The 22179-nt window shown below is 69.2% G+C and carries 21 protein-coding genes and 3 pseudogenes; 13 read left to right on the forward strand and 11 right to left on the reverse strand.

The window, feature by feature from the left end:
- Window positions 1–173: 173 nt before the first annotated feature.
- Window positions 174–489: pseudogene (locus ACWD5O_RS29625) on the reverse strand (transposase); the annotation flags it as partial.
- A 95-nt stretch (window positions 490–584) separates the two neighbouring features.
- Between ACWD5O_RS29625 and ACWD5O_RS29630 the strand changes: the two are divergent.
- Together ACWD5O_RS29630 and ACWD5O_RS29635 are read left to right on the forward strand one after the other, a co-directional pair.
- Window positions 585–911, forward strand: coding sequence for a hypothetical protein (locus tag ACWD5O_RS29630; RefSeq protein ID WP_450087316.1), 327 nt, complete (start codon window positions 585–587; stop codon window positions 909–911).
- A gap of 38 nt (window positions 912–949) precedes the next feature.
- A pseudogene (locus ACWD5O_RS29635) lies at window positions 950–1210 on the forward strand (hypothetical protein); the annotation flags it as partial.
- Between the two features lie 94 nt (window positions 1211–1304).
- Here ACWD5O_RS29635 and ACWD5O_RS29640 read toward each other — a convergent pair.
- A complete protein-coding gene (locus tag ACWD5O_RS29640; protein WP_450087340.1) occupies window positions 1305–2660 on the reverse strand; it encodes an FAD-dependent monooxygenase in 1356 nt (451 codons plus the stop codon).
- A 252-nt stretch (window positions 2661–2912) separates the two neighbouring features.
- Between ACWD5O_RS29640 and ACWD5O_RS29645 the strand changes: the two genes are divergently transcribed.
- The 3 genes from ACWD5O_RS29645 to ACWD5O_RS29655 all read left to right on the forward strand — a co-directional run bounded on the left by ACWD5O_RS29645 (window position 2913) and on the right by ACWD5O_RS29655 (window position 5460).
- Window positions 2913–3455 (forward strand): AfsR/SARP family transcriptional regulator, encoded by a 543-nt coding sequence (locus ACWD5O_RS29645; protein ID WP_450087341.1) that lies wholly within the window; start codon window positions 2913–2915, stop codon window positions 3453–3455.
- A gap of 231 nt (window positions 3456–3686) precedes the next feature.
- Window positions 3687–4808: a sensor histidine kinase gene (locus tag ACWD5O_RS29650; RefSeq protein ID WP_450087317.1), complete on the forward strand. Its 1122-nt coding sequence runs from the start codon at window positions 3687–3689 to the stop codon at window positions 4806–4808.
- 481 nt (window positions 4809–5289) lie between these two features.
- Window positions 5290–5460, forward strand: coding sequence for a hypothetical protein (locus tag ACWD5O_RS29655; RefSeq protein WP_450087318.1), 171 nt, complete (start codon window positions 5290–5292; stop codon window positions 5458–5460).
- Window positions 5461–5522: 62 nt separating this feature from the next.
- On the opposite strand, the gene ACWD5O_RS29660 is transcribed toward ACWD5O_RS29655, so the two are convergent.
- Window positions 5523–6428, reverse strand: a complete 906-nt coding sequence (locus ACWD5O_RS29660) for an LPXTG cell wall anchor domain-containing protein (protein ID WP_450087319.1) — start codon at window positions 6426–6428, stop codon at window positions 5523–5525.
- Between the two features lie 312 nt (window positions 6429–6740).
- Here ACWD5O_RS29660 and ACWD5O_RS29665 point away from each other — a divergent pair, with 312 nt between their 5' ends.
- A complete protein-coding gene (locus ACWD5O_RS29665) occupies window positions 6741–6998 on the forward strand; it encodes a hypothetical protein (RefSeq protein WP_354968455.1) in 258 nt (85 codons plus the stop codon).
- 121 nt (window positions 6999–7119) lie between these two features.
- Here the strand turns inward: ACWD5O_RS29665 and ACWD5O_RS29670 are convergent, their stop codons facing one another.
- Entirely contained in the window at window positions 7120–7419 is a 300-nt protein-coding gene (locus ACWD5O_RS29670) for a hypothetical protein (protein WP_450087320.1), read from the reverse strand.
- A 363-nt stretch (window positions 7420–7782) separates the two neighbouring features.
- On the opposite strand from ACWD5O_RS29670, the gene ACWD5O_RS29675 reads away from it, so the two are divergent.
- Window positions 7783–7983 carry a hypothetical protein gene (locus ACWD5O_RS29675; RefSeq protein ID WP_354968457.1) on the forward strand — a complete coding sequence of 67 codons (201 nt, stop codon included), beginning with the start codon at window positions 7783–7785 and terminating at the stop codon, window positions 7981–7983.
- Window positions 7984–8075: 92 nt separating this feature from the next.
- On the opposite strand, the gene ACWD5O_RS29680 is transcribed toward ACWD5O_RS29675, so the two are convergent.
- Window positions 8076–8834, reverse strand: a complete 759-nt coding sequence (locus ACWD5O_RS29680; protein ID WP_450087321.1) for a class I SAM-dependent methyltransferase — start codon at window positions 8832–8834, stop codon at window positions 8076–8078.
- A gap of 209 nt (window positions 8835–9043) precedes the next feature.
- Entirely contained in the window at window positions 9044–9388 is a 345-nt protein-coding gene (locus ACWD5O_RS29685; RefSeq protein ID WP_450087322.1) for a hypothetical protein, read from the reverse strand.
- Window positions 9389–9588: 200 nt separating this feature from the next.
- Here ACWD5O_RS29685 and ACWD5O_RS29690 point away from each other — a divergent pair, with 200 nt between their 5' ends.
- Window positions 9589–10260, forward strand: a complete 672-nt coding sequence (locus ACWD5O_RS29690; RefSeq protein WP_387330167.1) for a helix-turn-helix transcriptional regulator — start codon at window positions 9589–9591, stop codon at window positions 10258–10260.
- A 59-nt stretch (window positions 10261–10319) separates the two neighbouring features.
- On the opposite strand, the gene ACWD5O_RS29695 is transcribed toward ACWD5O_RS29690, so the two are convergent.
- Window positions 10320–11183, reverse strand: coding sequence for a helix-turn-helix transcriptional regulator (locus tag ACWD5O_RS29695; RefSeq protein ID WP_387330164.1), 864 nt, complete (start codon window positions 11181–11183; stop codon window positions 10320–10322).
- 183 nt (window positions 11184–11366) lie between these two features.
- Here ACWD5O_RS29695 and ACWD5O_RS29700 point away from each other — a divergent pair, with 183 nt between their 5' ends.
- Window positions 11367–12236, forward strand: a complete 870-nt coding sequence (locus ACWD5O_RS29700; RefSeq protein WP_450087323.1) for an aldo/keto reductase family oxidoreductase — start codon at window positions 11367–11369, stop codon at window positions 12234–12236.
- 112 nt (window positions 12237–12348) lie between these two features.
- On the opposite strand, the gene ACWD5O_RS29705 is transcribed toward ACWD5O_RS29700, so the two are convergent.
- From ACWD5O_RS29705 to ACWD5O_RS29715, 3 genes and pseudogenes are all read right to left on the reverse strand, one after another.
- The gene (locus ACWD5O_RS29705) at window positions 12349–13995 is read right to left on the reverse strand and encodes a peptidase (RefSeq protein WP_450087324.1); all 1647 of its coding nucleotides are present in this window, start codon (window positions 13993–13995) and stop codon (window positions 12349–12351) included.
- Window positions 13996–14072: 77 nt separating this feature from the next.
- The gene (locus ACWD5O_RS29710; protein WP_450087325.1) at window positions 14073–14588 is read right to left on the reverse strand and encodes a hypothetical protein; all 516 of its coding nucleotides are present in this window, start codon (window positions 14586–14588) and stop codon (window positions 14073–14075) included.
- Window positions 14585–15389, reverse strand: a pseudogene (locus ACWD5O_RS29715) (inositol monophosphatase family protein). The gene ACWD5O_RS29710 and the pseudogene ACWD5O_RS29715 overlap by 4 nt, the downstream one beginning before the upstream one ends.
- 117 nt (window positions 15390–15506) lie before the next feature.
- Here ACWD5O_RS29715 and ACWD5O_RS29720 point away from each other — a divergent pair.
- Together ACWD5O_RS29720 and ACWD5O_RS29725 are read left to right on the forward strand one after the other, a co-directional pair.
- On the forward strand, window positions 15507–16103 hold the full coding sequence (locus ACWD5O_RS29720) for a hypothetical protein (RefSeq protein ID WP_450087326.1): 597 nt from the start codon (window positions 15507–15509) through the stop codon (window positions 16101–16103).
- Between the two features lie 205 nt (window positions 16104–16308).
- A complete protein-coding gene (locus ACWD5O_RS29725) occupies window positions 16309–17868 on the forward strand; it encodes a glucuronyl esterase domain-containing protein (protein WP_450087327.1) in 1560 nt (519 codons plus the stop codon).
- Window positions 17869–17945: 77 nt separating this feature from the next.
- Here ACWD5O_RS29725 and ACWD5O_RS29730 read toward each other — a convergent pair whose 3' ends face one another.
- On the reverse strand, window positions 17946–18620 hold the full coding sequence (locus tag ACWD5O_RS29730) for a hypothetical protein (RefSeq protein WP_450087328.1): 675 nt from the start codon (window positions 18618–18620) through the stop codon (window positions 17946–17948).
- A 183-nt stretch (window positions 18621–18803) separates the two neighbouring features.
- On the opposite strand from ACWD5O_RS29730, the gene ACWD5O_RS29735 reads away from it, so the two are divergent.
- Together ACWD5O_RS29735 and ACWD5O_RS29740 are read left to right on the forward strand one after the other, a co-directional pair.
- Window positions 18804–20021: a HupE/UreJ family protein gene (locus tag ACWD5O_RS29735; protein WP_450087329.1), complete on the forward strand. Its 1218-nt coding sequence runs from the start codon at window positions 18804–18806 to the stop codon at window positions 20019–20021.
- A 223-nt stretch (window positions 20022–20244) separates the two neighbouring features.
- A complete protein-coding gene (locus ACWD5O_RS29740) occupies window positions 20245–22137 on the forward strand; it encodes a fibronectin type III domain-containing protein (RefSeq protein ID WP_450087330.1) in 1893 nt (630 codons plus the stop codon).
- Window positions 22138–22179 lie beyond the last annotated feature (42 nt).

Raw genomic sequence — 22179 nt, forward strand, 5'->3', positions numbered from 1 at the left:
GGGGCGCGCCGTAGCGCGCGTCCCGTAGCGCGCGTCCTGTACGACGGCGGCCCGGTCACCATCCAGGTGGCCGGGTCGCCGTCGGTCATCGAACGGACCTGAGCGGCCTGCTCCGCCGGCATCAGGATCAGGGAGACCCCCGACTCGGTGGCCCCGGTCGACGTGACGATGACCGTCTCGTCGGTGACTAGCACCGCGTCGGGGGTGGCCGAGCTGCTCGACCAGCCAGTCACGCACGTCATCGCGGACGGCGTCCGGGTCCCACACGGCCGTACGCAGCAGCCGCTGCATCGCCTGCGGATCGGCGTGACCAGCCCGTTCGGCCAACGACCAGCAGGTCTTGCGTTCTGTGTTCGACAGCAGCCCTTCCACAAACTGCGCCGCTGTCGCACGTGGCTCCGCCCGAGCGAACCGGGCAGCGACACGCGTCACCGCTTCGTCCAGAATGACCCGCCATCGGTCAAGGTCTAGGCTGTGGCTCACGGCCACCGCACGATGCTCGGTGTCCTCGCAAACCATCGATGATCCGAAGGTTCGTTGGCTTCTGGTGGCTGTCGCGTCACCGTGCGACAAGAATGACGAGCGTGATCAGCGATCTTCTTGCTGAAGTGGCCGAGACCTTGGACAGCACGACTCGCGTCCAGGTCATCGACTCAACCGGGCCGGGTGAACCAACTCGCAAGCGGCGCAACCGTCGTCCGGTCCTCGCTGACCAGCATGACCCAGAGGCGCTGATGCAACTGCGAGCAGCGCTGGCACTGTCGCCTGGCTGCGCCAAGGGACTGACAATCGTCGTGGGGCATACTCAATATGCTTGCTGCCCACCATGCGACCTGATCGTCGACCATTGGCGCTCACCGCCGTGGTGGGAGGTTTCCTGCTCCTCGGCTTCCTCGACTTCTTGTGAATGAAGTTGGTGCCGTACCCCTTTGCCTAACTCGGCAACTCCACGGCCACGTGGGCAGTTGCCGCCTTCGCCTTCGGGTGCCGGGTCCGATCGGGCTGGGTGCGCCCGGCTCTGGGCGCCGCCGTCCTGCTCGTCGTAGCGGTGACCAGCTACTACCTGGCGGCAACGCTCACTCAGGGAGACGACCTGTTGGTCCACCTGACGGCTCGTGCGCGACGAGCGGCATCGTCAGCCCTCGAAGGAGGCGATCTGTGGCTGCTCGCCCGGTCCGAGGATGAAATAGCCGAGCATCGTGGTTCATAGTCACGGTCATGGGCGGCGGACGATCTGCCCGGCGTACGGTTTCGTCGCCGTCCTCGACGGCCCGCAGGACTCCGACCTGAGGTGACGATGCCCCTCAGGCGAACGGGACGGTGGTCGTGATGAAGCGGTCGGGGCGCACGATCGTCGCTTGCCCTTTTGCAAACCTATCCACGTCGGCGAAGACGGCGCCGTGCGTGGTGAGCCACGCCCTGGTGCCGGGGTCGAGGCTGCCGGCCTTGCCGCAGATAACGCCCCACCGGTTGCCCAGCAGCGCGTCGAGGTTGGTGCGCCGGCCGTCAACGACGAGCGGGGCATCGGGCAGCTGCCGGGTGCCGTCGGGGAGGCGCTCAGGCGCTGCGGCTGCCCTGGCTACGCGCGCGTCGAGGCCTGGGAGCATCCCTGCGGTCCGCACCAACCCGCGCAGCGCGGCTGCCGTGAAACGGTTGCGGCCGAGCATGACCCGGCCGGTGAGTAACGCCGTGCGGGTCATCCGCGCCACGGCCGGCCGCCGCTCGCGCTCGTAGCGGTCCACGTCGCCGGGCGCGTCGGCCAGCAGCCAGGACAGGGTCGCGACATCGCGTAGGCCGGCGCCGAGGCCCTGACCGGTGAACGGCGGCATCGAGTGCGCGGCGTCGCCGGCGAGCAGCACGCGGCCGCGGCGCCATGCCGAGGCCGTACGGGCATGGAACGTGAACACCGCGGCCCGCTCGACCCGCAGCGCCGCAGGATCCGCCCATGGCTGGATTAGCTCGTCAATCCGCGCCACCATGCCGACCGGGTCCTCGTCGGGCAGCAGCATCCACTCCCACCTCCGAACGCCCGGTCGCTCGAACGTCACCATCGGCCGGGCCGGGTCGAGCACGTGGGAGAACGTCGGCTCGCCAGTGTTGGGCTCATCGGTGCGGGCGTCGACCACCAGCCACGGCTCCGGGTAGCTGACGCCGTCATAGGAGGCCCCGATGAGGCCCCGCACGGTGCTCGACGCCCCGTCGCAGCCGACGAGCCACGAGGCGGTCAGCGTCGAGCCGTCGTCGAGCGTGACGGCGACGATGTCGCCCGACTGCTCGAGCGCCGTCACCGACCGACCGGTGTGGAGGTGCACCGTGGGCATCCGCGCCAGTCGGTCGCGTAGTGCCCGCTCCAGGCGGGGCTGGTCGAGCATGACGCCAGCCGGGACGCCATCCGCCAGGCGAAGCGTCAGCAGCGGGCGGCGATCGGGCCCGAGCAGTTGCGAACGGCGCAACGGCGTCGCCCACTCGTCCCAGTCGTCTAGGCCGTCAATGCGGCGGAGGATCCGCTGCACGTGCGAGTCGAGGACCGCCGCCCGCGGGTGGGCGTGCGGCCCAGACCGGGCGTCGGACGCCGGGTCCACGACGACGACGCGGATGCCACGGTCGCCGAGCAGTGCGGCGAGCACCGCTCCGACCGGTCCACATCCGGCAATCACCACATCCGCCCATGGGTCGATGTTCTTTGCCAACGCTCATGTTTGGCAAGGCTTGGGGGGTGTAGTAGTCACTTGCCGATCCGTTTGCACAAGCCGGCGGGCCACCCACGAGCCATAGGCTGGTGTGACCTCAGAGTGAACCAGGCCAACCGGGGCTGTGCCGACCCGGCGAAACGCGGTACCAGAGCCCGATCTGTGCGATTCCCAAATTGACAGCCTGGGAGCCACACGTGGGAGCCACCGGGGCGCGCGGCCCTGACGTTGGCGAATGAGCCGTTGCTGGTCGACGAGCCGTTCGCCAACTGGGCGGTCGATGCCCGCGAGCGTTACCGCAAGCGAATCGTCGACGCGTTGGTCGGCGCCGCCGCTCACACCCTCGCCGTCGGCGATGCCCCGGTGGCGCTGGAGTTCGCCGCGCGGGCCCTGCGGTGGGACCCGCTAGCGGAGCGCGGCTGGTACCTGCGGGTCGCCGCCCACCGGGCGGCCGGCGACCGGGCCGCGGCGCTCCGGGCGTACGACGAGTGCCGGCGGCTGCTCAGTCATGAGCTCGGTGTCGAGCCGTCGGCGGAGCTGCGGCACCTCTTCCTCGACCTGCTCCGGCAGGAAGTGTCCGCCGGCTGCGTGGACGGGGTGGTGGCCGCCATCCGGGCCATGGCCCGCGAACTCGCCGCGGTGGGCGACCTGCGCGCGGTCGGCGAGGGCGCCGGCACCTCGGCGCGGCGGTTGGCGCAACTGCTGACCCAGGCGACCGAGCTGGCCGACACGCCCGCCCGTACCCCGCTCTCCGCGGTTTCCTGATCGTGCGCCGCGCTGTGCGCCGATCCACGCCGCGTCCCGAACTCCGTCGGGCGGTCCGCTACTTCCTCTGCCTCAACGCGCTGGCCATCATCGGGGTAGCGGTCGCAGTGTCCCTGGCGAGCGTCCATCTGGCTCGGGAACAGGCGGTGCACTTCGCCGAGCACAGCGCGCGTGGTATGGCCGAGTGGCTGATCTCGCCCCACTGCGCCGAGGCTGCGGGCCGGAGATCCAATGGCGCTGCGGGCGCTCGACGAGGCGGTGCGGGCCCGGATGCGGGACGGCTCGGTGGTCCGGGTCAAGGTGTGGAGTTTCGACGGACGGGTGCTCTATTCCGACCAGGCGGAGCTGATCGGGCGCCGCTACGAGCTCGCCGCCGAGGACCGTGCACTCGCCGGGACCAACCGGGTGACGGCCGAGATCAGCGAGCTGGACCGGGCCGAGCACGAGTACGAACAACAGGTCGAGCGGTTGGTTGAGGTCTACCTGAGCCTGTCGGGGACCGACGGGGAGCCGGTGTTGTTCGAGGCGTCCTTCCCGGCGGACCGGCTGGAGGACGACGCGCGGTACGTCGGTTGGCGGCTCGCGCCGCTGGCGCTGCTGGCCATTGTCGTCCTGCAGCTGTTCCAGCTTCCGCTGGCGCTGGCGCTCGCCCGCCGGCTGGACCAAGCCCATCGCGAACGGGGCCGTCTGCTGGAGCGCGCCATCGCGGCATCCGAGCTGGAACGGCGAAGGATCGCCCGCGACCTGCACGACGAGGTCATCCAGGACCTGGCGGGGGTGGGCTACTCCCTGGGGGCGGTGGAGCTGCACCTGTCCGGTGGGGGCGAGCGGCTCCGGGAGACCGTCCGTCGGCTCTCCGCCACCGTGCAACGGGATGTACGGGCGCTGCGGCGGGCTATGGTCGACATCCATCCGCCAGACCTGTCCGTCACCGGACTCCCGACCGCTCTGGACGAGCTGGCGGAACCGATGCGCGCGGCGGGCAAGGTCTGCCACGTGCGGGTCGTCGAGACGTCCGAGCTGCCGGTCAACGTCCGCCAACTGCTCTACCGCAGCGCCCGCGAAGCGCTGCGCAACATAGACAAGCACGCCCACGCCGACCGGATCGACCTCACGGTCGAGACCTCCGGCGATCAGGTGCGGTTGACCGTTGACGACAACGGCGTCGGCTTCGACACGACCAATCCGCCCCAGCCAGATCACCTCGGAATGCGGCTTCTCGGCGAGGCGGTCCGGGAGGTCCGGGGCACGCTCTCCGTCACCAGCGCGCCGGGGGCCGGCACGGTGGTAACGGTTGTCCTGCCGCTCGACGACGGCGGTCAGCATCGGCGATGGGTGCCGTGGCGCCGGTAGGCCGCGACACCTGCAGAGGCGGACAGCGCATGGTCAAGGATCGACTGATGGTTCGTGGCAGCCACGACAATGCTGCGGCAACGGCCGCGACGGGGGCAATTCGCTCTGGTTCTCCGTCAAAGAGATACTGCCGCCGACCAACGACAACTTCGCCGACTCAATCCCGGGCTCGGCCGCTCGTCCGGGGCGGTCCGTGTGGGCTAACGGCTGGGCGGCTGGTACGAGCCGGGCCGGCGACATTCGGTGTACGACGTGCCGCCGTTGCTCGACACACCGCCCGCTCTGCGGGTCGCAGCGGCGTTGGCGAACTCGCCCAAGCGATCTGACCGCCCACCCGGCAATGGGCTTAACGCGTCTTCCAATCCCACAACGCAACGGCGCCGTTCAGGATGCGCGGCTCGACCGAGGCCCGGATCGCCGTGCCCTTGCCGGAGTCAGTGAGTGCGGCGAACGGCAGCTCTACGTCCAGACCGCGGGCCCTGTGCCGTCCTGGACCGTCGTCTGCGCCACCAACCGGCTCTGCGCCGGCGTCGGCCTCGTCGAGGGCGAGGGCTGCCCGTGTGGGATGCCCGGGGCGGTGGAGAGCGTCGCCCACATCTGGCCGCGCCCCGCCGTCCTCGGTGCGGTCGCGGGGGCCGCACCGACCCAGTAGCCGGGTCCGGCAAACACGAACGCCCCCACCACCTCACGGCAGCGGGGGCGTTCCGGTGAAGGTCAGGCGTCGAAGCGGACCCGACGGCGGCGCGCCACCACCAGCGCCACGCCAGCCAGCACCGCGATCACACCGACGGCGCCGAGCGCAGTGGCGTTGACACCGGTGACGGGAAGGCCGCCGCCCGCGCCCGGCGCGGGGCTGGTGGTCGGCGGGGCGGTGTTCGGCTTGAGGGGGTTGGACTCGCAGCCAATCCCCGGCGTGCCCCTGGTGCCGTCCAGGCCCCACGGGTCGTTGTTCACGTCCACCAACGTGACCCGGTACTTCACGTCAGAGCAGTTAACCGTGCCGGGAGGGTTGGGGAAGTCGGCGCACAGGTTCTGCTCAGTGCCGGTGTAGACGTACGCCTCGCAGTCGCGCGGCTGCTCGGGCTGGCTGGTCGGCGGGGTGGTCGGCGTCTTCGTTGGTTCGGCGCCCGGCCCGACCGCCTGGAAGTCGACCAGCTCGTCGGAGATCCGCAGGTCCGACACCACAACCGTGCCGGGGGCGGCGACGTTGTCGTACACCACGCCGGCCTGCCCGATGGTCCCGGCCGCCGGAATCTTGAACGTGATCGTGCCTTCCTCGCCGCACTGTGTGCCGGCGGTGATGTTCTGGTCCCACGAGTTGGTGTTGGTGCCGTTCACGACCACGAAGACACGGGGCGCGCCGCCGCTGCACGCCGCCCCGTCGGACAGCGCGATGGAGAAGCGGACCTCGTCGCCGGCCTCGACGTCAACGCCGAGGTTCGCGGCCTCGACCGACGTGTTGTTGCCGACCAGGGTGACGGAGTGCTTGCTGGTGATCGACGAGTCACCGTTGGCCGTCCACACCGCATCACTGGGCGCGGCCTGAGCGGGACCGGCCAGAGCCAGGGACGAGAGAACGAACGCGCCGACCGCGGCGCCGACAATCTTGAGCGTGCGCATAGAACTCCTTGGCTGAGTGTCGGTTCCCGCTCGCCGGCGGGACCTGGGCAGTCCGACTGGATCAACGACCGCCCAGACCAGGCACAACGCGAGGATCACTACTATCAGTCGTCAATCCGCGACGGTCACCTGTTTGGCCGGGGACGGTCGGTCGCGCGGCCCGCAGCATGCACGCTGGACGACAGAGCGGATCGGCTGTTCGGCCCATGCCCGGCTCCTGCACGCCTACCTCGCAGCGAAGTTCCGGGCACGGGCGACCCTGAGGGAATGCCTGCTGCACCACCCTCAACGCCAACCCGGGAACGGCGACCAGTGGAGACCGACATCCAGTACGCGTTGATGCAGGCGGCCTACGAGGCCTGGGACACCAACGAAGCGCAGCGGGTCGAGGGCTTCGACAACATCATCGTCATCCCCGACACCGTCCTGAACGAGGTTCACGCCCTCGCGGCCGCCGAGGGCAGACACCTGGACCAAGGGCCTCTGCCGAAGTTCTGGATCGAGCATGAAGGCCGGCGCGCCCAGATCGCATGGATCGTCGGCCCGCAGAACCCGCCCACCGAGAGGTGACCAGTATCGGCGATCGCGTGGGGCGGGCGTGCTCCCCGGTGCGGTCGCGGGGGCCGCACGGCGCGGATAGAACGCGGCTGAGGCCCGGACCGCCAACGGTCCGGGACCCAGCGTGCGTCTGTCAGCTCTGGTCGCCGTACTCCTCGCTGTGCCGCCGCGACCGCTCATCCAGCTCCGCGCGCGACATCTTCCGCGACAGAGTCTTCTCCGGCCACGATCCGTCCTCCGCCTTCTTCCAGGGCAGGGTCGGACCCGCCACATGCCCGGCCCGGCTTGAGCCCGGGCCACATGGGCCAAAGCGGCCGCGGGCCGGCGCGCATTTGCAGCATTTCTCCAACGAGGCTGCTGCGTTGCCGGCAAACGGTGAGCCGGACGCGACGAAGGACCAGCGGGCGACGCGCGAAAGCTTGTCATCGCGCATCCCTCAGGGCACACCGACACGGCATGGGTCGCGGTCATTAGCGGCGGTCCGATCCTGTTCCTCGTAGGACGCGCCCTTTTCGAGTACGCCGTACTCGCGCGGTGTCGCGCTCTCGGCTGATCGGGGTGCCGGCGCTCGTAGTCACTTCGCCAGCGATGATCCTGCTACCGCCACTGGCGTTCGCGATCACCGCACCTGTCGTCCTCACCGGCATCGCCACCTCCGACGCGATCCGCGTCAAGAAACGTCCACCCGAGCCGCCGTCACCACCCCGATGAGGAGCAGGCCCGACGGCATCAGCAACGCGGGTAGCTCGCGGCAATCCGTTGCAGTTTGTCTACCGCCTGGCCGATGCTCCTGAGCATGAGTAGGGCCAAGAGGAAGGGCCGCGCGTTGCACGAGCAGGCCGATCGCCTCACGCTGATTGATCGTTGGGGCTACCTCGTGCCGGATCAACCGGTTCTCGTACATCCGGGTGAGACGATCTGGCGTGCAGGCGACCGGCTCCTGGTGCAGCGGCTCGATGGGCGAGTCGATGCGTACCCCTGCTTCGTAAACCGCTGAGTCTCGGGCACCGGGCGCAATCGTTGACAGCAACGGGACCGTTTCGGACAGCCCGGCCGGGGCTTGGGATCAGAACGACCGGCCTTTGCCCATCAGCCCAGTTCGAGTGTGAGCAGCGGCTCAGCGAACACGGGCGCTGGTGCGTCGGGGTGTGCGGCAACCGCCTGCTCCAGTCGGCGGAAGCCAGTCTCCAGGTCGTCGGGGCTGAGCTGCGCGAAGAACGAGAGGGTACGCAGGCGCAGCCGTTCGAGCACGTCGCCGTAGGTGCCCGAGGACGGCTCGGTGACCGTCCCGAAGCTGGCAACGCGCCAGCCCACCGATGTGAACATCGCGATGGCCTCGTGCAGCGGCTGAAACAGCGAGGCGTCCACGTCGTAACCGTTGGGGAAGTGTTCCAGCCACCACGGCCGCGGATGGTGGTCGCTGAAATTCGCGCGCAGGAGCAGCCGCCCGCCGGGCCTGAGCACCCTGGCCAGTTCCCGGGCAGCCCGGGGCTTGTCCTGGACGTGGTGCCACGACAGGAACATGAGTGCGTAGTCGGCACTGTTGGACGGCACCGGCATGTCCTCGGCGGCGCCTGCCAGATATCGCACTCCGGGATGCTGGGACTGCGTCTGCGCGACCTCGCGCATGCGGACCGACGGCTCGATGCCGGTGACTGGCCCGAACGCTTCTGCCAGCGCGGGGGTGTATCTGCCGGTCCCCGAGCCGATGTCCAGCCCCGCCAGCGGGCGCCGCTCGGGCAGTACCGCTGCAAAGGCGTTGATCCACACCCGCAGTTGCTGCTGGGTGACCGCGCGCCCGCGCGCGTAGTCCTGGTGCTGCTCCGTGTCGTAGTCGATCGACCTCATCGCACCTCCCGCTTGGGCGGCGACCGTGAGCGTCGCCTCGATATATCACTCCGATACATCGGCACGATATGCGTCGTCGCGCTACCCCGCAAGGTGGCTGCGCGACGGAGCTTCACCCACGACGCACTCGCCCGGACCGGCGCACAAGATGAGAGGCGTCTGACCTGCCGGAAGGCAGTCAGACGCCTCTTGCCGTCCGTCGTTGGTCGCTATCGGCGGGGCGCGGACGGATCTGCGGTGCGGCGATCGCTGGCCAGCCGCCACAGCGCCAGTGCGCCGACGAGCAGGCCGAAGTCGCGCAGGGCCACGTCGTAGTACTCGCCGAGCAGCAGAAGGTTCACGATGATCCCGGCCAGCCAGGCGGCCACCACGACAGCGCCGTACTTGGGCCGCGCCGCCACGAGGAGGCCGGCCACGATCTCGATCACGCCGACGGCGTACATCGCCTGCTGCCCGGTGCCCGGGACGAGCCGGTCGACGAAGGGCGCCAGGTAGCCCGGCCATTCGGTCAACAGGTTGAAGAACTTGTCCAGGCCGAACGCGATCGGCGCCACCGTGAAGACGGTGCGCAGCAACAGGAACGCTTGCTGGGCAGGGCCTCCTGTGCGTGCAGTCAGTCCAGCGATCGTTGATGAGCTCGATGCGGTGGTGGCCACGAGAGTCCCCAATCTTCTAGAAACGCATTGTCTGTCTTTTAGAGACGCTAGGGGCGCTCCCTTCTAAAGTCAATAAGCGCGTGTTTTACACTTCGGTCATGGCTCCTCGCCCCCGGCCCGACCGCATCGCCGCCCTGGCCGCCCTCGACGACCCGACACGCCGAGCCGTGTTCGACTTCGTCGCCCGCAGCGCGGACGCGATCAGCCGTGACGCTGCGGCCAACGCTCTGGGGGTCAGCCGGCGGATCGCCGCATTCCATCTCGACCGGCTGGCGGACCAGGGCCTGCTGGCCGTCGAGTACCGCCGGCCAGCAGGCCGCACGGGGCCCGGCGCGGGTCGTCCCGCGAAGCTGTACCGACGGATGGCGGGCGAGGTGGCGGTGTCAGTGCCCGAGCGGCACTACGACCTCGTCGGCGGGTTGCTCGCGGCGGCCGTGGCAGAGTCGATCGACACCGGGACGCCCGTCAAGGAGGTGCTTGATCGAACGGCGTACGAGGCCGGGAGATCGATCGGCGCGGCGGCGGACGATGTCGTGGCGGCGCTCGAGGAGGCCGGCTACGAGCCGCGGCGCCAGGATCAGAACGGAGGCGCCCTGGCGTTGGGGAACTGTCCGTTCCATCGGCTCGCCCAGCAGTTCACGGCACTCGTGTGCGGGGTCAACCTTCAGCTGCTGCGGGGCGTCGCCGACGGTGCGGAGGAACCGCACCTTGTGGTGCTCGATCCGAGCCCGGGCCAGTGCTGTGTGCGGCTGACGCCGGCAGCACGCTGAGCCGGCGCCTCAGGCGGCTGCCGCCCGTCGTCAGGGCCTCGGCCGGTCGCGCGGGGTTGTCAGGCTGCGGCGATGTCGGCGGCCGGAGCGTGGGTGACCGGAGCGGCGGGGATCGTCAGGGAGGCGAGTAGGGCCATCTTCTCGGCGCTGCTCGTGCCCGGTTGAGCGTGGTAGACAACGAGCAGTTGACCTTTGGCGCCGCCGACGCTGAGCTTCTCGCGGTTGAGAATGAGTTCGCCGACCTGAGGGTGCTGCATGCGGGTGGGCATGCCCTCGCAGGTCCGGACGTCGTGCCGGGCCCAGAGCTGTCGGAATCGTGGGCTGGCCAGGGACAGTTCGCCGACGAGCTGGACGAATCGCGGGTCGTCGGTGTCGGTGCCCACGGCCCTGCGGAAGCTGCCGACCAGGTTGGCCGTGGCCACGTCCCAGTCGGGGTACATCGCGCGTTCGGCTGGGTCGAGGAACATGGCGGTGAGTCGGTTCTGGCCGGCCTGCAGGTTGGGCGACAGCGCGCGGGCGAGGCTGTTGGCGGCGAGCACGTCGAAATAGCGGTCCTCGACGAACGCGGGTATGCCCACGACATCGAGCAGTTGACGGATGCTGGCCGGTACGGTTTCTCGCCGTGGACGACGTCGCCGGTGCCGGGGCTGTGGTGTGGCCAGGCTCAGCAGGTAGTCGGTCGCCGCGTCGTCGAGGCGCAGGACGCGGGCGAGTGCCTCGAGGACCTGCATCGACGGATTGCGGTCGCGGCCCTGCTCGAGTCGCAGGTAGTAGTCGGCGCTGATGCCGGCGAGCATGGCGACCTCTTCACGCCGTAGCCCGGCTACGCGCCGCACCCCGTCGGCGGGCAGGCCGACGCTGTCGGGCTGGACGAGCTCGCGGCGTGCCCGCAGGTAGCCGCCGAGCAGATTGTTGTCGCGCACCCTCCCCAGGTTAACCGCGTGGGTCGCGGTCTGCCTGTCCCTGCCACTCCCAGGATCACCGGGGCTCATCCTGTTTCACCCCGGTGGGCGGAGTGTGGAGCAGTCACCCGCTGGCGCCGCCGTCTGGCGCCCGAGCCGGCGGGAAGCTCGTCCGATTTGCGGCAACAGTGAGAGGAATTCGGCATGACGTCAAGCACACCTTCCGGCGGAACATTCACCATGGGGGACCTGGTGGTCGCCCGGATGGGGTACGGCGCGATGCAGTTGGCCGGCCCGCACGCCTTCGGTCCGCCGGCCGACCGCGACGCCGCGGTGGCCGTACTGCGTGAGGCCGTCGACCTGGGAATCAACCACATCGACACGGCCGACTTCTACGGCCCGTACGTCACGAACGAGATCATCAAGGAGGCTCTGCACCCGTATCCGAACGACGTGCACGTCGTGACGAAGGTCGGGTCGCTGCGGGATGCCGAGGGGAACTGGGTGAAGGCGCCGGCTCCCGAGCAGCTGCGCGAGGCCGTGCACGACAACCTGGATCACCTCGGGCTCGACGTGCTCGACGTGGTCAACCTGCGCGTCGGCGGCTTCGACCGGCCCATCCCCGGCTCCATCTCCGAGCCGTTCGCCGTGCTCGCGCACTTGCAGCAGGAGGGGTTGATCAAGCACCTCGGCCTCAGCACGGTCAACGCCGAACAGATCGCCGAGGCGCAGGCCATCGCCCCGATCGTGTGCGTGCAGAACTTCTACAACATCGCGAACCGGGACGACGACGACATGGTCGACGCCCTCGCCGCACAGGGCATCGCCTACGTGCCCTACTTTCCGCTCGGCGGCTTCTCCCCGCTTCAGTCCGACGTGCTGAACGGCGTCGCCACGCGTCTCGGCAACACACCGATGGCGGTCGCGCTGGCGTGGCTGCTCCAGCGCTCCCCGAACATCCTGCTCATCCCCGGCACCTCATCCGTCGCGCACCTGCGCCAGAACTTCTCCGCCACCGCGCTGACCCTTTCCGAGGACGCGCTGGCCGAGCTGAACGCCATCAGCGCCGGGTGAGGCGGGCGGGTCCGGCACACCACGTCGTGCAGTCACCGAACCGCTCCAGATCGACGAAAGCGACAGGGGCGGGCCTGGTTCGGCCCGCCCCTGTCGGTGTTAGTGATGCTGGTCAGTCGCGCGGAGCCTGGAGCACGACGCGGCGACGGCGGAACAGCACGAGCAGCACGGCACCGAGCGCGAGCACTGCCGCACCGGTACCGGCGAGGGCGGCGGCCGGGGCGCCGGTGACGGGCAGGCCGCCACCAGAGCCACCGTCGTCGTCCCCGTCACCGTTGTCGCCCCCGCCACCGTTGGTGCCGGTGGTGATGACGATCCGGGCGGTGTTGTTCTCCGGCTTCGACTCGGCCGCTGAGGTGACGCTGCGGGCGACGATCGTGCCGTCGGTGCCCGGAGCAGACTTGATCTTCACCTGCACGGTTGCCTTGATCCGGCCGTAGCCGGACGCCGTGGTCGGGAACTCGCTCTCGAAGCTGCAGCGGAGCTTCGCCGATTCCGGCAATATCTCGTGCTCGGTGCCGTCGGTGTAGCACCACTTGGCGGGCAGCAGCACCGTGCCGGTCGGCGCGGTGATGAGCACCGACGGGCCGCCACCGTCGGAGGGACCGTTGTTGACGACCTCGTAGGCGAGGTCGACGGTCTGCCCGACGGCGCCCCGGACAGCCGGTGCCGTCACAGCGACGTCGAGGGTGTTCTTCTTGGTCCAGAACGCGAAGTCGGCGTAGTTGTCAGACTCGTCGAGTTCGCGTTGTGCGGAGCGCTGCTTGGCGAGGTCGCCCTTCGCGCCCTTCGCCTGCAGCTTACGAACGGCATCGGCGAACGATGGTCCCGTGCCCTTGGCGCGGGTGCTGTTCTTCGCCGAGCGTCCTTCGCCGGCCAGTGCGACGTCGACCGAGCCGTAGATCTCGTCCGGACCCCTCAGGTTGCGGCCGAACGTGACGTTGAACAGCGACGAGCCGGTCTCGTCGTCCAAGAACAGCAGGCCTTTGCCGGGTTCGAGGGTCAGCGGGACGACGCAGCTGACCTCGCCCGGGCCGTACACGTACGGCAGGCCGGTGTCCTTCGGGTAGTAGTCGGTGTAGGTGCAGTCGCTGTACCGCTCGGCGAAGGTCGCACCGGTGGGGACACTGACCCGCACCGTGAAGTCGGTCGCGGCGGTGTCGCCCTCGTTCCCGACGCCCGCGTACAGCGGAACGGTGTCGCCGGGGCCGACCGGGTTGCCCTTGTCGTTCAGGGCCTGCGCGGCGGCCACCAGATCCGGGCCGGACGCGACCACCGTGACCGGGAACGACTCGGTGTCGTTGCCCGGGGACATGTCGTCTTCGGCGCCGTCGATGGTCACGGTCACCGACCCCGCGTCGCCGGGGGCGGCACCTGTCTTGCTGGCCAGCGAGAGGGGTTGCAGGGTGGTGGTTTGACCAGCCTCGAGCACTCCAACGGTGCAGGTGACCTTGGTGCCGGCCAGCTTGCAGATGTCGGTCCACTCGGGCACGGATGCGGTGACCCGATCGGAGACCTTGCTCAGGTCGAGGGTGACGGTTACCCCGGTGGCGGTGGCTTCACCGTCGTTGTAGACGAACATGCCGACGGTGGCTCCGTTGTTGTCGATCTCAGCAACGGGCTCGCGGTCGAAGGAGACGAACAAGTCGGGCAGTGCCTCGGCGGCAAGAGCTGCCGGCGGGGTGCTGAACAGCGTGGCCGTCGCCAGCACTGCTGCCACTGTCGCGACACGAGGCCAGGTGGCCTTCTTGCGATTCATGTGCTCTCCGGTGAGGGATGGTGGGTCCGCACCCTAGCTGATGGCCTCGGGCATCGCTGCCCGCAAGGCGGCAGGAGTCAGTCCGCCAGTTCGATGATGGGCCGGTCGCTGACGACCGCCGTCAGGATCATCGGGGCGTCTCCGTCGCACTGGTTGACGGAGACCGCGATCCATCGCCCGCTCACCGTCAGCGGCCCCCAGACGGCCAGATCGCCGTAACAGTCCACATCGCACAACGCCTGGAACATCGCCGGCATGGGTTCGCCCGCCTGATTCCGAAAGAGCGGCACGCGCATGGAAACCCGCCGGTGCGGTCCCCACCGGCTGTCCAAGTCGCGTACGACGAGGGCCAGGTTCTCCGCCGCGGCCTCCTCCGCCTTGTTCCACTCCGTCCCGTACACCCCAACGAGGTCGTCGCTCTCCCAGAGCGGGCTGATGTGGAAGCCCTCGCCCCTGGTGGCGGTCCACTCCCCGGTGACCGGGTCCCCCTCGCTGACCGTCGCGCCACCGGTGGGTAGGTCCGCGGCGAGCAGCACCTCGATGTCGGACACGGCACGGTCGGTCTCGAACGCTTCACCGGCCCGGCTGGTCACCGCGCGACCCCTTCCCCCTGATGTTCGACCAGCGCCAGCAGGGCGGCGTGCGTCTCCTGATCTGCCGCCACGATGAGCCCGCCCGCGCCGCTGTGCAGCGGTTGCCCCTGGATGTCGGTCACCACGCATCCCGCTGCCCGGCACAGGCCGATTCCAGCGGCGAAGTGCACGCTGTCCCGCATGTCGCCGTCGGTCACGTACGCCGCTCGCCGGCCGGCTGCCACCCACGCCAACGCCAGGCTGGTGGAGACCACGCGTGGGCGGAACCGCTCGACGAACCCCGCGTCGGCGAGCAGCCGCACAGCCCGGAACTCTGGAGCGTTCGGGAACGGCGGATCGAGTGACGTCCACCAACGCCGACTCGGCCGACGGCCTGAGCTGCTCGTCCACTTCGTCGCGGCGCAGGTACGCACGGGTGCCGTCAGTCCAGAACACCTCATCGGCGAACGGGTCGGCTGAGGCAGCCGCAGTGACTGTCGAACCCGTCCGCAGCGCGACGTTCACTCCGACCAGCATGGTGCGCGCGGCGTAGTTCAGCGTGCCGCACAGGGGGTCGACCAGCCACATCCGCTCGGCGGCGCTGTCGCCCGTACGTCCGCTCTCCTCACCTGTGACGGCATCCTGCGGGCGGGTGGAACGAAGGACGTCGAGGATGACCTTCTCCGCTTCGAGGTCCGCGGCAGTGGCGAAATCTCCGCCGGATTTGTCGAAGCGCGCCAGCGAGGCCCCGTACATGGCCCGCACAACAGCGGCTCCCGCCTGCGCTGCCCTGATCGCCACGTCTTCGTCTTTGATCACCATGCGAGCAGGATGACACGGATGCTGACCGTGGACGAGAGACCTCAGGGTGGGCATCTCCGGGACCGATACAGGAACATCCCGATGGAGGGTCGGGCGGCGCCCTGCCAGGCTGAGGCGATGACCGACACCGATGTACGGGTCTCCCGTCAGCCGTTCCACCTGGTGCGGACGGCGGCCGTCGGCGCCCCCGTGCTCCTGCTGCTCTACGGCATCCTGCGGATCATCGACGGCCTGGACGGCGACCACGGCCCGGGCTGGGCGTGGGACCTGGGCCACGCCCTGTTCCTGGTCGCGTTCGTACTCTTCGCGGGTCTGGTCGTCGGTCTGCGGCGGCTGCTCGGGTCCGCCGGTGCCGCTGGTTCGAGCACCACGCCGGGCACCGGGCTCCGGGTGCTTCTGGATGTGGCGACGGCCGCCGGGCTGGTCGGCGTGGCCGCGTTCCTCTGGGTGATCCTCGGCGACCTCTTTCCCCGGCTGGGCGATGCCGTGCCACTTCCGGATCCGGTGCTGGCGGTGGGCCCGCTGCTGTTTCAGTTCGGGCTACTCACCCTGCTGGTGCGGGCCGCTGTCGGCCGTCCGCGACTCATTCCAGGCTGGGGCCCGCCGCTGGTACTGCTCGGCTTCGTGTCCATCGCCATCAACCTGGACCTGCTGCCGGTCGGCGCCGCGCTGATCCTCGCCGGGCTCCTCCCCCTCTGGCACCGGGCCTACTGACGGTCGGGCCGAACGGGGGCGTCGGGGCCGGCACCCATCTGCTTCGAAAACTTTCGATATCCGGGAGTGTCCGGCCGGCTCCATCCGCAGCGATCAACGACATCCGGGGTGTGGTGGCGTCCTGGTTGGTGGCACCAGGGGCCGTTCCAGGACCCGTTCCGTGGTCGTCGCGCTGGCGATAACAGCGCTCACGGTCGCTGGATCGGTGACGGTAGTTGCGAGAACCCCCACGGCAGAGGCCGCCGTCGACAGCCTCGTCGCCGCGGCGTCAGTGGAGGATGAGGGCGCCGACTGCGCGGTGTCGGGCCTGCCTGACCTGGGATCCCTGCCCACCAACGCCAAGCTTCCCGAACCCTTCAGGAAGCTGAACGGTACGACCATCTCCACCAAGGCCGACTGGCGGTGCCGCCGGGCGGAGATCAGGGAACTGGCGGAGAAGTTCGTCTACGGCGAGAAGCCCGCGAAGCCGGCGACCGTCACGGGGACGGTCTCGAACACCACCATCACGGTGAATGTGAATCACAACGGCAGGAGCGCCAGCTTCTCGGCGAGGGTCGAGCTGCCGAGTGGTTCCGGACCCTTCCCGGCCGTCGTGGTCGTGGGCGGGTTCGGCGCGGACACGGCCACCATCAAGGCCGCCGGCGCCGCCGTCATCAGCTACGACCCCCTGGCGGTCGGGCGAGAGGGTACGCCCCGGAACAACAAGCAGGGCGCCTTCTACAGCATCTACGGCTCCTCGAGCAGCACCGGGCTGCTCGCCGCCTGGGGCTGGGGCGTGAGCCGGATCATCGACGTCATCGAGCAGTCGGACGGCAGAATTCTCAAGGCCGACGCGATGGGCGTCACGGGTTGCTCGCGGTACGGCAAGGGCGCGTTCGCGATCGGTGTGTTCGACCAGCGCATCGCTCTGACCATGCCGATCGAGTCGGGTAGCGCCGGTGTGCCCATCTTCCGAGGGATCCCCGGTGAGGGCGCCCAGAGTCTGAGCAGCGCGTACGGCGAGCAGCCGTGGCTCGGGGACGCGTTCGGCTCGTTCACGGGCAGCCCGACCAGGCTTCCGGTGGACACGCACGAGATGGTGGCCATGGTGGCGCCGCGAGGGCTGTTCATCATGGACAACCCGCACATCGCCAACCTTGGTCCCCGGTCCGCGAGTGTGGCGGCCCTGGGCGGCGCGGAGGTCTACCGGGCGCTCGGTGCGGGCGACAACATCACCTACTGGTCCGACGTCCAGGACGGCAGCCACTGCGCCAACCGGCCCGAGTGGCGCGACCCGTTGCAGAAGAACATCAGGAAGTTCCTGCTGAAGACGGGGACCGATCCGGGTGTGATCAGGATTTCGAGCAGGGCGCTGGGCAGGTTGGCCGACTGGCGGGACTGGCAGACGCCGACCCTCACCGACGGCCCGACCACCCCGCCCACCACCACGCCGCCGCCGACCACCCCTCCGCCGACCACGCCGCCTCCGACCGGCGCCGGCTGCTCGGCGACGGTGTCGATCAACCAGTGGACGGGCGGTTTCGTCGCCACGGTTCGGGTGACCGCGGGATCATCGCCGGTCAACGGCTGGACGGTCGCCATGACCCTGCCGCCGGGCGCCAGCGTCACCAACGCCTGGAACGCCAACCGGAGCGGGGACACCGGAGCGGTGCGGTTCACCAACGTCGGTCACAACGGCTCGATCGCCCCCGGCCAGTTCACCGAGTTCGGCTACCAGGGCACCGGAACCGGTGGGGGAATGACCCCCACCTGCTCCGCGACCTAGATCCGCTCGGCGATCTCCCGGGCCCGGTGTGGAGGCATCAGTCTCCACACCGGGCCCCTGGACGTCGCTTACCCCGATCACTCGGGCTGGTCGAGCCAGACCACGATCCCGGTCAGGTCGTTGAGCACGGCCGCCACGCCCGCCCGGATGGCCGCCGCGCAGCGCTCGGCCGTGAACGAGGCGGGGTCGTAGGTCGACGACGCGCCGAGCCCCTCACCACGGAACGACGCGCCGGCCCAGTCGACCGCCGTCACGTTGTGGGTGGGCTCGGCCAGCTCCGCCCCGACCACGAGGAACTGCTGGTCCAGGTGGTTCGGGGTGACCAGCGCAAGGGCGTCGATGAGGTCGTTGCCCGCGCTGACGATGAGGTCGGGGTGCATCCCCATGGCCTTGGTGATGCTCGGAACGGCATCGTGGGTGTCACCCACGACGGCCTTCCTTAGATCGAGGTGTTCGTCGTCGGCCCAGCCCTCGACGGCCGTCACGAGAGTCTTGGTCGGCTGGTCGTCGCCGGCGGTGAGCAGCACCACCCGGTATTCCCGGGACGGGTGGACACCAGTCCACGAACCGGGCCGCGGCCGGACCGTCCCCTCCGGAGCGGGCGGGGCGGAGGGGTCGACGAACCCCGGGCCGAGGGAGCCGACGGCGGTGGGTCTGGGGTGCGGCTCTGACCAGTCGTCGCCGGAGCTGCATCCGGTGACCAGCGCGGCGGCGGCGGCCAGCATGGCAACCGCCCGAAGCGGGGGGCGCAAGGCGATCGTCCTCCGAGTGGTGGTGGAAAAGGTGCTCGTACTTCTGCGTATTCCTATCCCAATTCCAGCCACTGCCGATGCGTGCGTCGTCGCTCCAGGATTTTGTTTTCCACCGGTTCGTCGGAGGGCGGGCTCCTGTTCACCCACGGCATGCAGCGTGCACTGGCCAACCGAGGGAGTCGCATGTTCGGGCGCGTCCGCCGCACCGTTATCGTCATTGTTGTCGGGATCGCTGCGGCGGTTATCCCCTTTTTAGGAACCGGGCCGGCCTCCGCGCACGGCTTCTCGTCGACCGTCTACGCAAAAATCACACCGGGAGACGAGGGTCACATTGGCACTGCGGTGGAGCTCGAATACGACCTCCTGGTCGTGTCCGCCGCCGATGCCGGTCACAACGATCCGCTCTTCCAGGAGGGCACCGCCGCGTTCGACGCGGGTGACTCCGAGGCGCAGGCCGCAGCGTTGAACAAGCATGCCGAGACGACCCTCAGATATGTCGCCGATCGCTTCGCGGTGACCGCGCAGGGTGCGGCGTGCCAGCCCACGCGGGTGGGCGACGCGACGATCGGTGAGCGTGAGGGCGTGCCGTACGCGGACCTGCTGCTCGACTGGGCGTGTCCCCAGCGGACCGGCGAGCACGAGGTGCGCAGCGGCCTGTTCCCGGACGACGAGGGCTACGTCAAGGGCACGAAGACGATCGTCACCTACGAGATCGACGGCCGTTCGGGCAGCGCTGCGCTCGACGCCGGCAACCCCTCCTTCTCGACCGGCCAGTCCTGGCACGAGCGGTTCGGGGAGTTCTTCCTACTGGGCGCCGAGCACCTGCTGTCCGGGATCGACCACATCCTGTTCCTGCTGGCGCTCATCGCCGGGTCGCGGCGCCTGCGGGAGATCGTGCTCGCGGCGACGAGCTTCACCCTGGCGCACTCGGTCACGTTCATGCTGGCCGCCCTCGGTCTGGTCGACGTACCGGCGAGGATCGTGGAACCGATCATCGCGCTGTCGATCGCCGTGGTCGCCGGCTGGCACCTGTGGGGCATCTGGCGGCGCGGCGACCACGCCACCGACCTCGATCCGGCGGGCCGCGGCCACTTCAGCCTGGACCGCTCCGGCTGGATCCGCCTCGGTGTCGTGTTCTGCTTCGGCCTCGTGCACGGCCTGGGATTCGCGGGCGCGCTGGGCATCGACGAGGCGTGGTCGTGGACCCTGTTGTGGTCCCTGCTGGTGTTCAACGTCGGCATCGAGGTCGTGCAGTTGGCGATCATCGCGATCGTCTTCCCGTTGCTGATCGTGCTGCGGCGACGAGCGCCGAAAACGGGACTCTGGGCGACCGGAGCCATTTCCGCCTGCGTGTCCATTATGGGGATCGTTTGGTTCGCGCAACGTGTGTCGGGATCCTGAGCACGGCTAAGTAATGCGCGAAGTGCAGCCATCCGCAAGATCACGTTCACGGTTGGTTCATCACGCGACGAAAGCTTGGATTCGCTTCCCCAACGTCGGGGGAAGACCATCCATTTCTCTATTCGAAAAGGGAACAATGTCAATGACATTGAGCACCTCGACACGAGCCCCCGGGCTCGTGCGGCGGCGTGTGGTCGCCGGGGTCGCAGCGGGACTCCTCGGAATGACCGCAGCCATCGGCAGCGGCCTGACGGCCATCGCCAGCGCGGCCGAGTCCACCACGATCACGGGCGTCATCCTCGGCGTCGGCGCCAACGAGACCCAGCGCGTGGTGACCTGGTACTCCTCCGCCGACACCGCGCAGAAGATCCAGCTCGCCCCGACCACCGAGATCGTCAACGGCGAGTTCCCGGCCAGCGCGCTCAGCTTCGACGCCGTCGGCGCGGCGAACACCTCCACCACCGGCTTCAACCGGCACGCCACGATCACCAACCTGCGTGAGAACACGGCGTACTCGTACCGGGTCGGTGCCGAGGGCAGCTGGTCCCCGGCGTACGCCTTCAAGACGCAGGACTTCGAGGGCGACTACGACTTCCTGTTCTTCGGCGACCCGCAGATCGGCTCCTCCGGCGACCGGCTGAAGGACCAGGCCGGCTGGGAGGAGACCCTGAAGGTCGCCACCGCGGCCAACCCGAACGCCGAGCTGCTGGTGTCCGCCGGCGACCACGTCGAGAGCGCCAACGACGAGGGGCAGTGGACCTCGTTCCTGGCCCCTGAGCAGCTGCGCCAGTACCCCCTCGTCGCCACCATCGGTAACCACGACGTCGGCGGCAAGTCCTACGAGCAGCACCACTTCACCCCGAACACCGACCGCTCGTCCCAGTACTACAGCGGGGACCAGGCGACCCGGTCCGGCGGTGACTACTGGTTCATCCACAAGGATGTGCTGTTCATCGACCTCAACAGCAACAGCTACGCCAACCCGGCGGACGGCTCCGCCGGTGGCGACGCGGCGCACGTCGCGTACGTCACCGACGTGATCAACAAGCACGGCTCCGAGGCCAAGTGGAAGGTGCTGGTCTACCACCACTCCATCTACTCGCCGGCCAGCCACGCGACCGACAACGACAACAAGCAGCGGCGGGAAGACTTCACCACGGCCTTCTCGAACCTGGGCGTCGACATGGTGCTGCAGGGTCACGACCACAGCTACTCCCGCAGCTACTCCATCAAGAACGGCCAGAAGGAGAACCCGGCCGAGCAGCCCGGTGCTGCCGACGTCTTCCCCGGCCCGGGTGGCGTCATCTACGTGACGGCGAACTCGGCCTCCGGCTCGAAGTACTACGACATCAAGAAGCCGGACGACACCGGCACCGGCATCCGCGGCAACGGCCCGGACCCGCTGGACCCGGCCAAGTACTGGTACAACTCGACGCAGAACCAGGAGCACGTCCGCAGCTACGTCAAGGTGCAGGTGCGCGGCGACAAGCTGGTTCTGGCGAACGTCCGCAGCGGCACCTGCGCGGCGCCGAACGCGGCTGTCGAGAACGGCCTCTCCTGCGTCAACACCCCGGACGGTCAGCCGATCGGCTCGGTCACCGACAAGGTGACGGTGCACCCGTACCACGGCGACGGTCAGGCCATCCAGGTCAACGTGCCGAACCCGGCCCCGGGTGAGTTCGGCTGGACGATCGACGGCTACAACGGCCTGGTGGACCTCGGTGTCGCGCAGGAGCGCAACGGCACCTACTTCGAAGCGACCGGCAAGATCAACCCGATCCTCGTGTCGGACAGCCGCCGCTCGCTCGCTCCGTGGTCGATCTCGGCCAACGTGGGTGACTTCCAGGACGGCGACAAGACGTTCTCCGGCTCCTACCTGGGCTGGACTCCGTACGTGCTCGACGGCGGCGCTGGCGCCGAGGCCGGTGCTCCCGTCCTGTCGTCCCTCGACGACCAGGGCAAGGGCCTCTCGGTTTCCAGCGGCCTCGGTGCTGCCGCGCAGGGTCACCCCCGGGGTGGCGCCAAGCTCGGCGCTGACCTGGACCTGAAGATCCCGGACAGCATCGCCAAGGGTAGCTACCGCACCACCCTCACGATCACTGCGCTGAGCAGCTGATCAGACCTGCCTGAGCTGGCGGGGTAGGCACCTTCGGGCGTT

Source organism: Micromonospora sp. NPDC005161, from assembly GCF_053599855.1.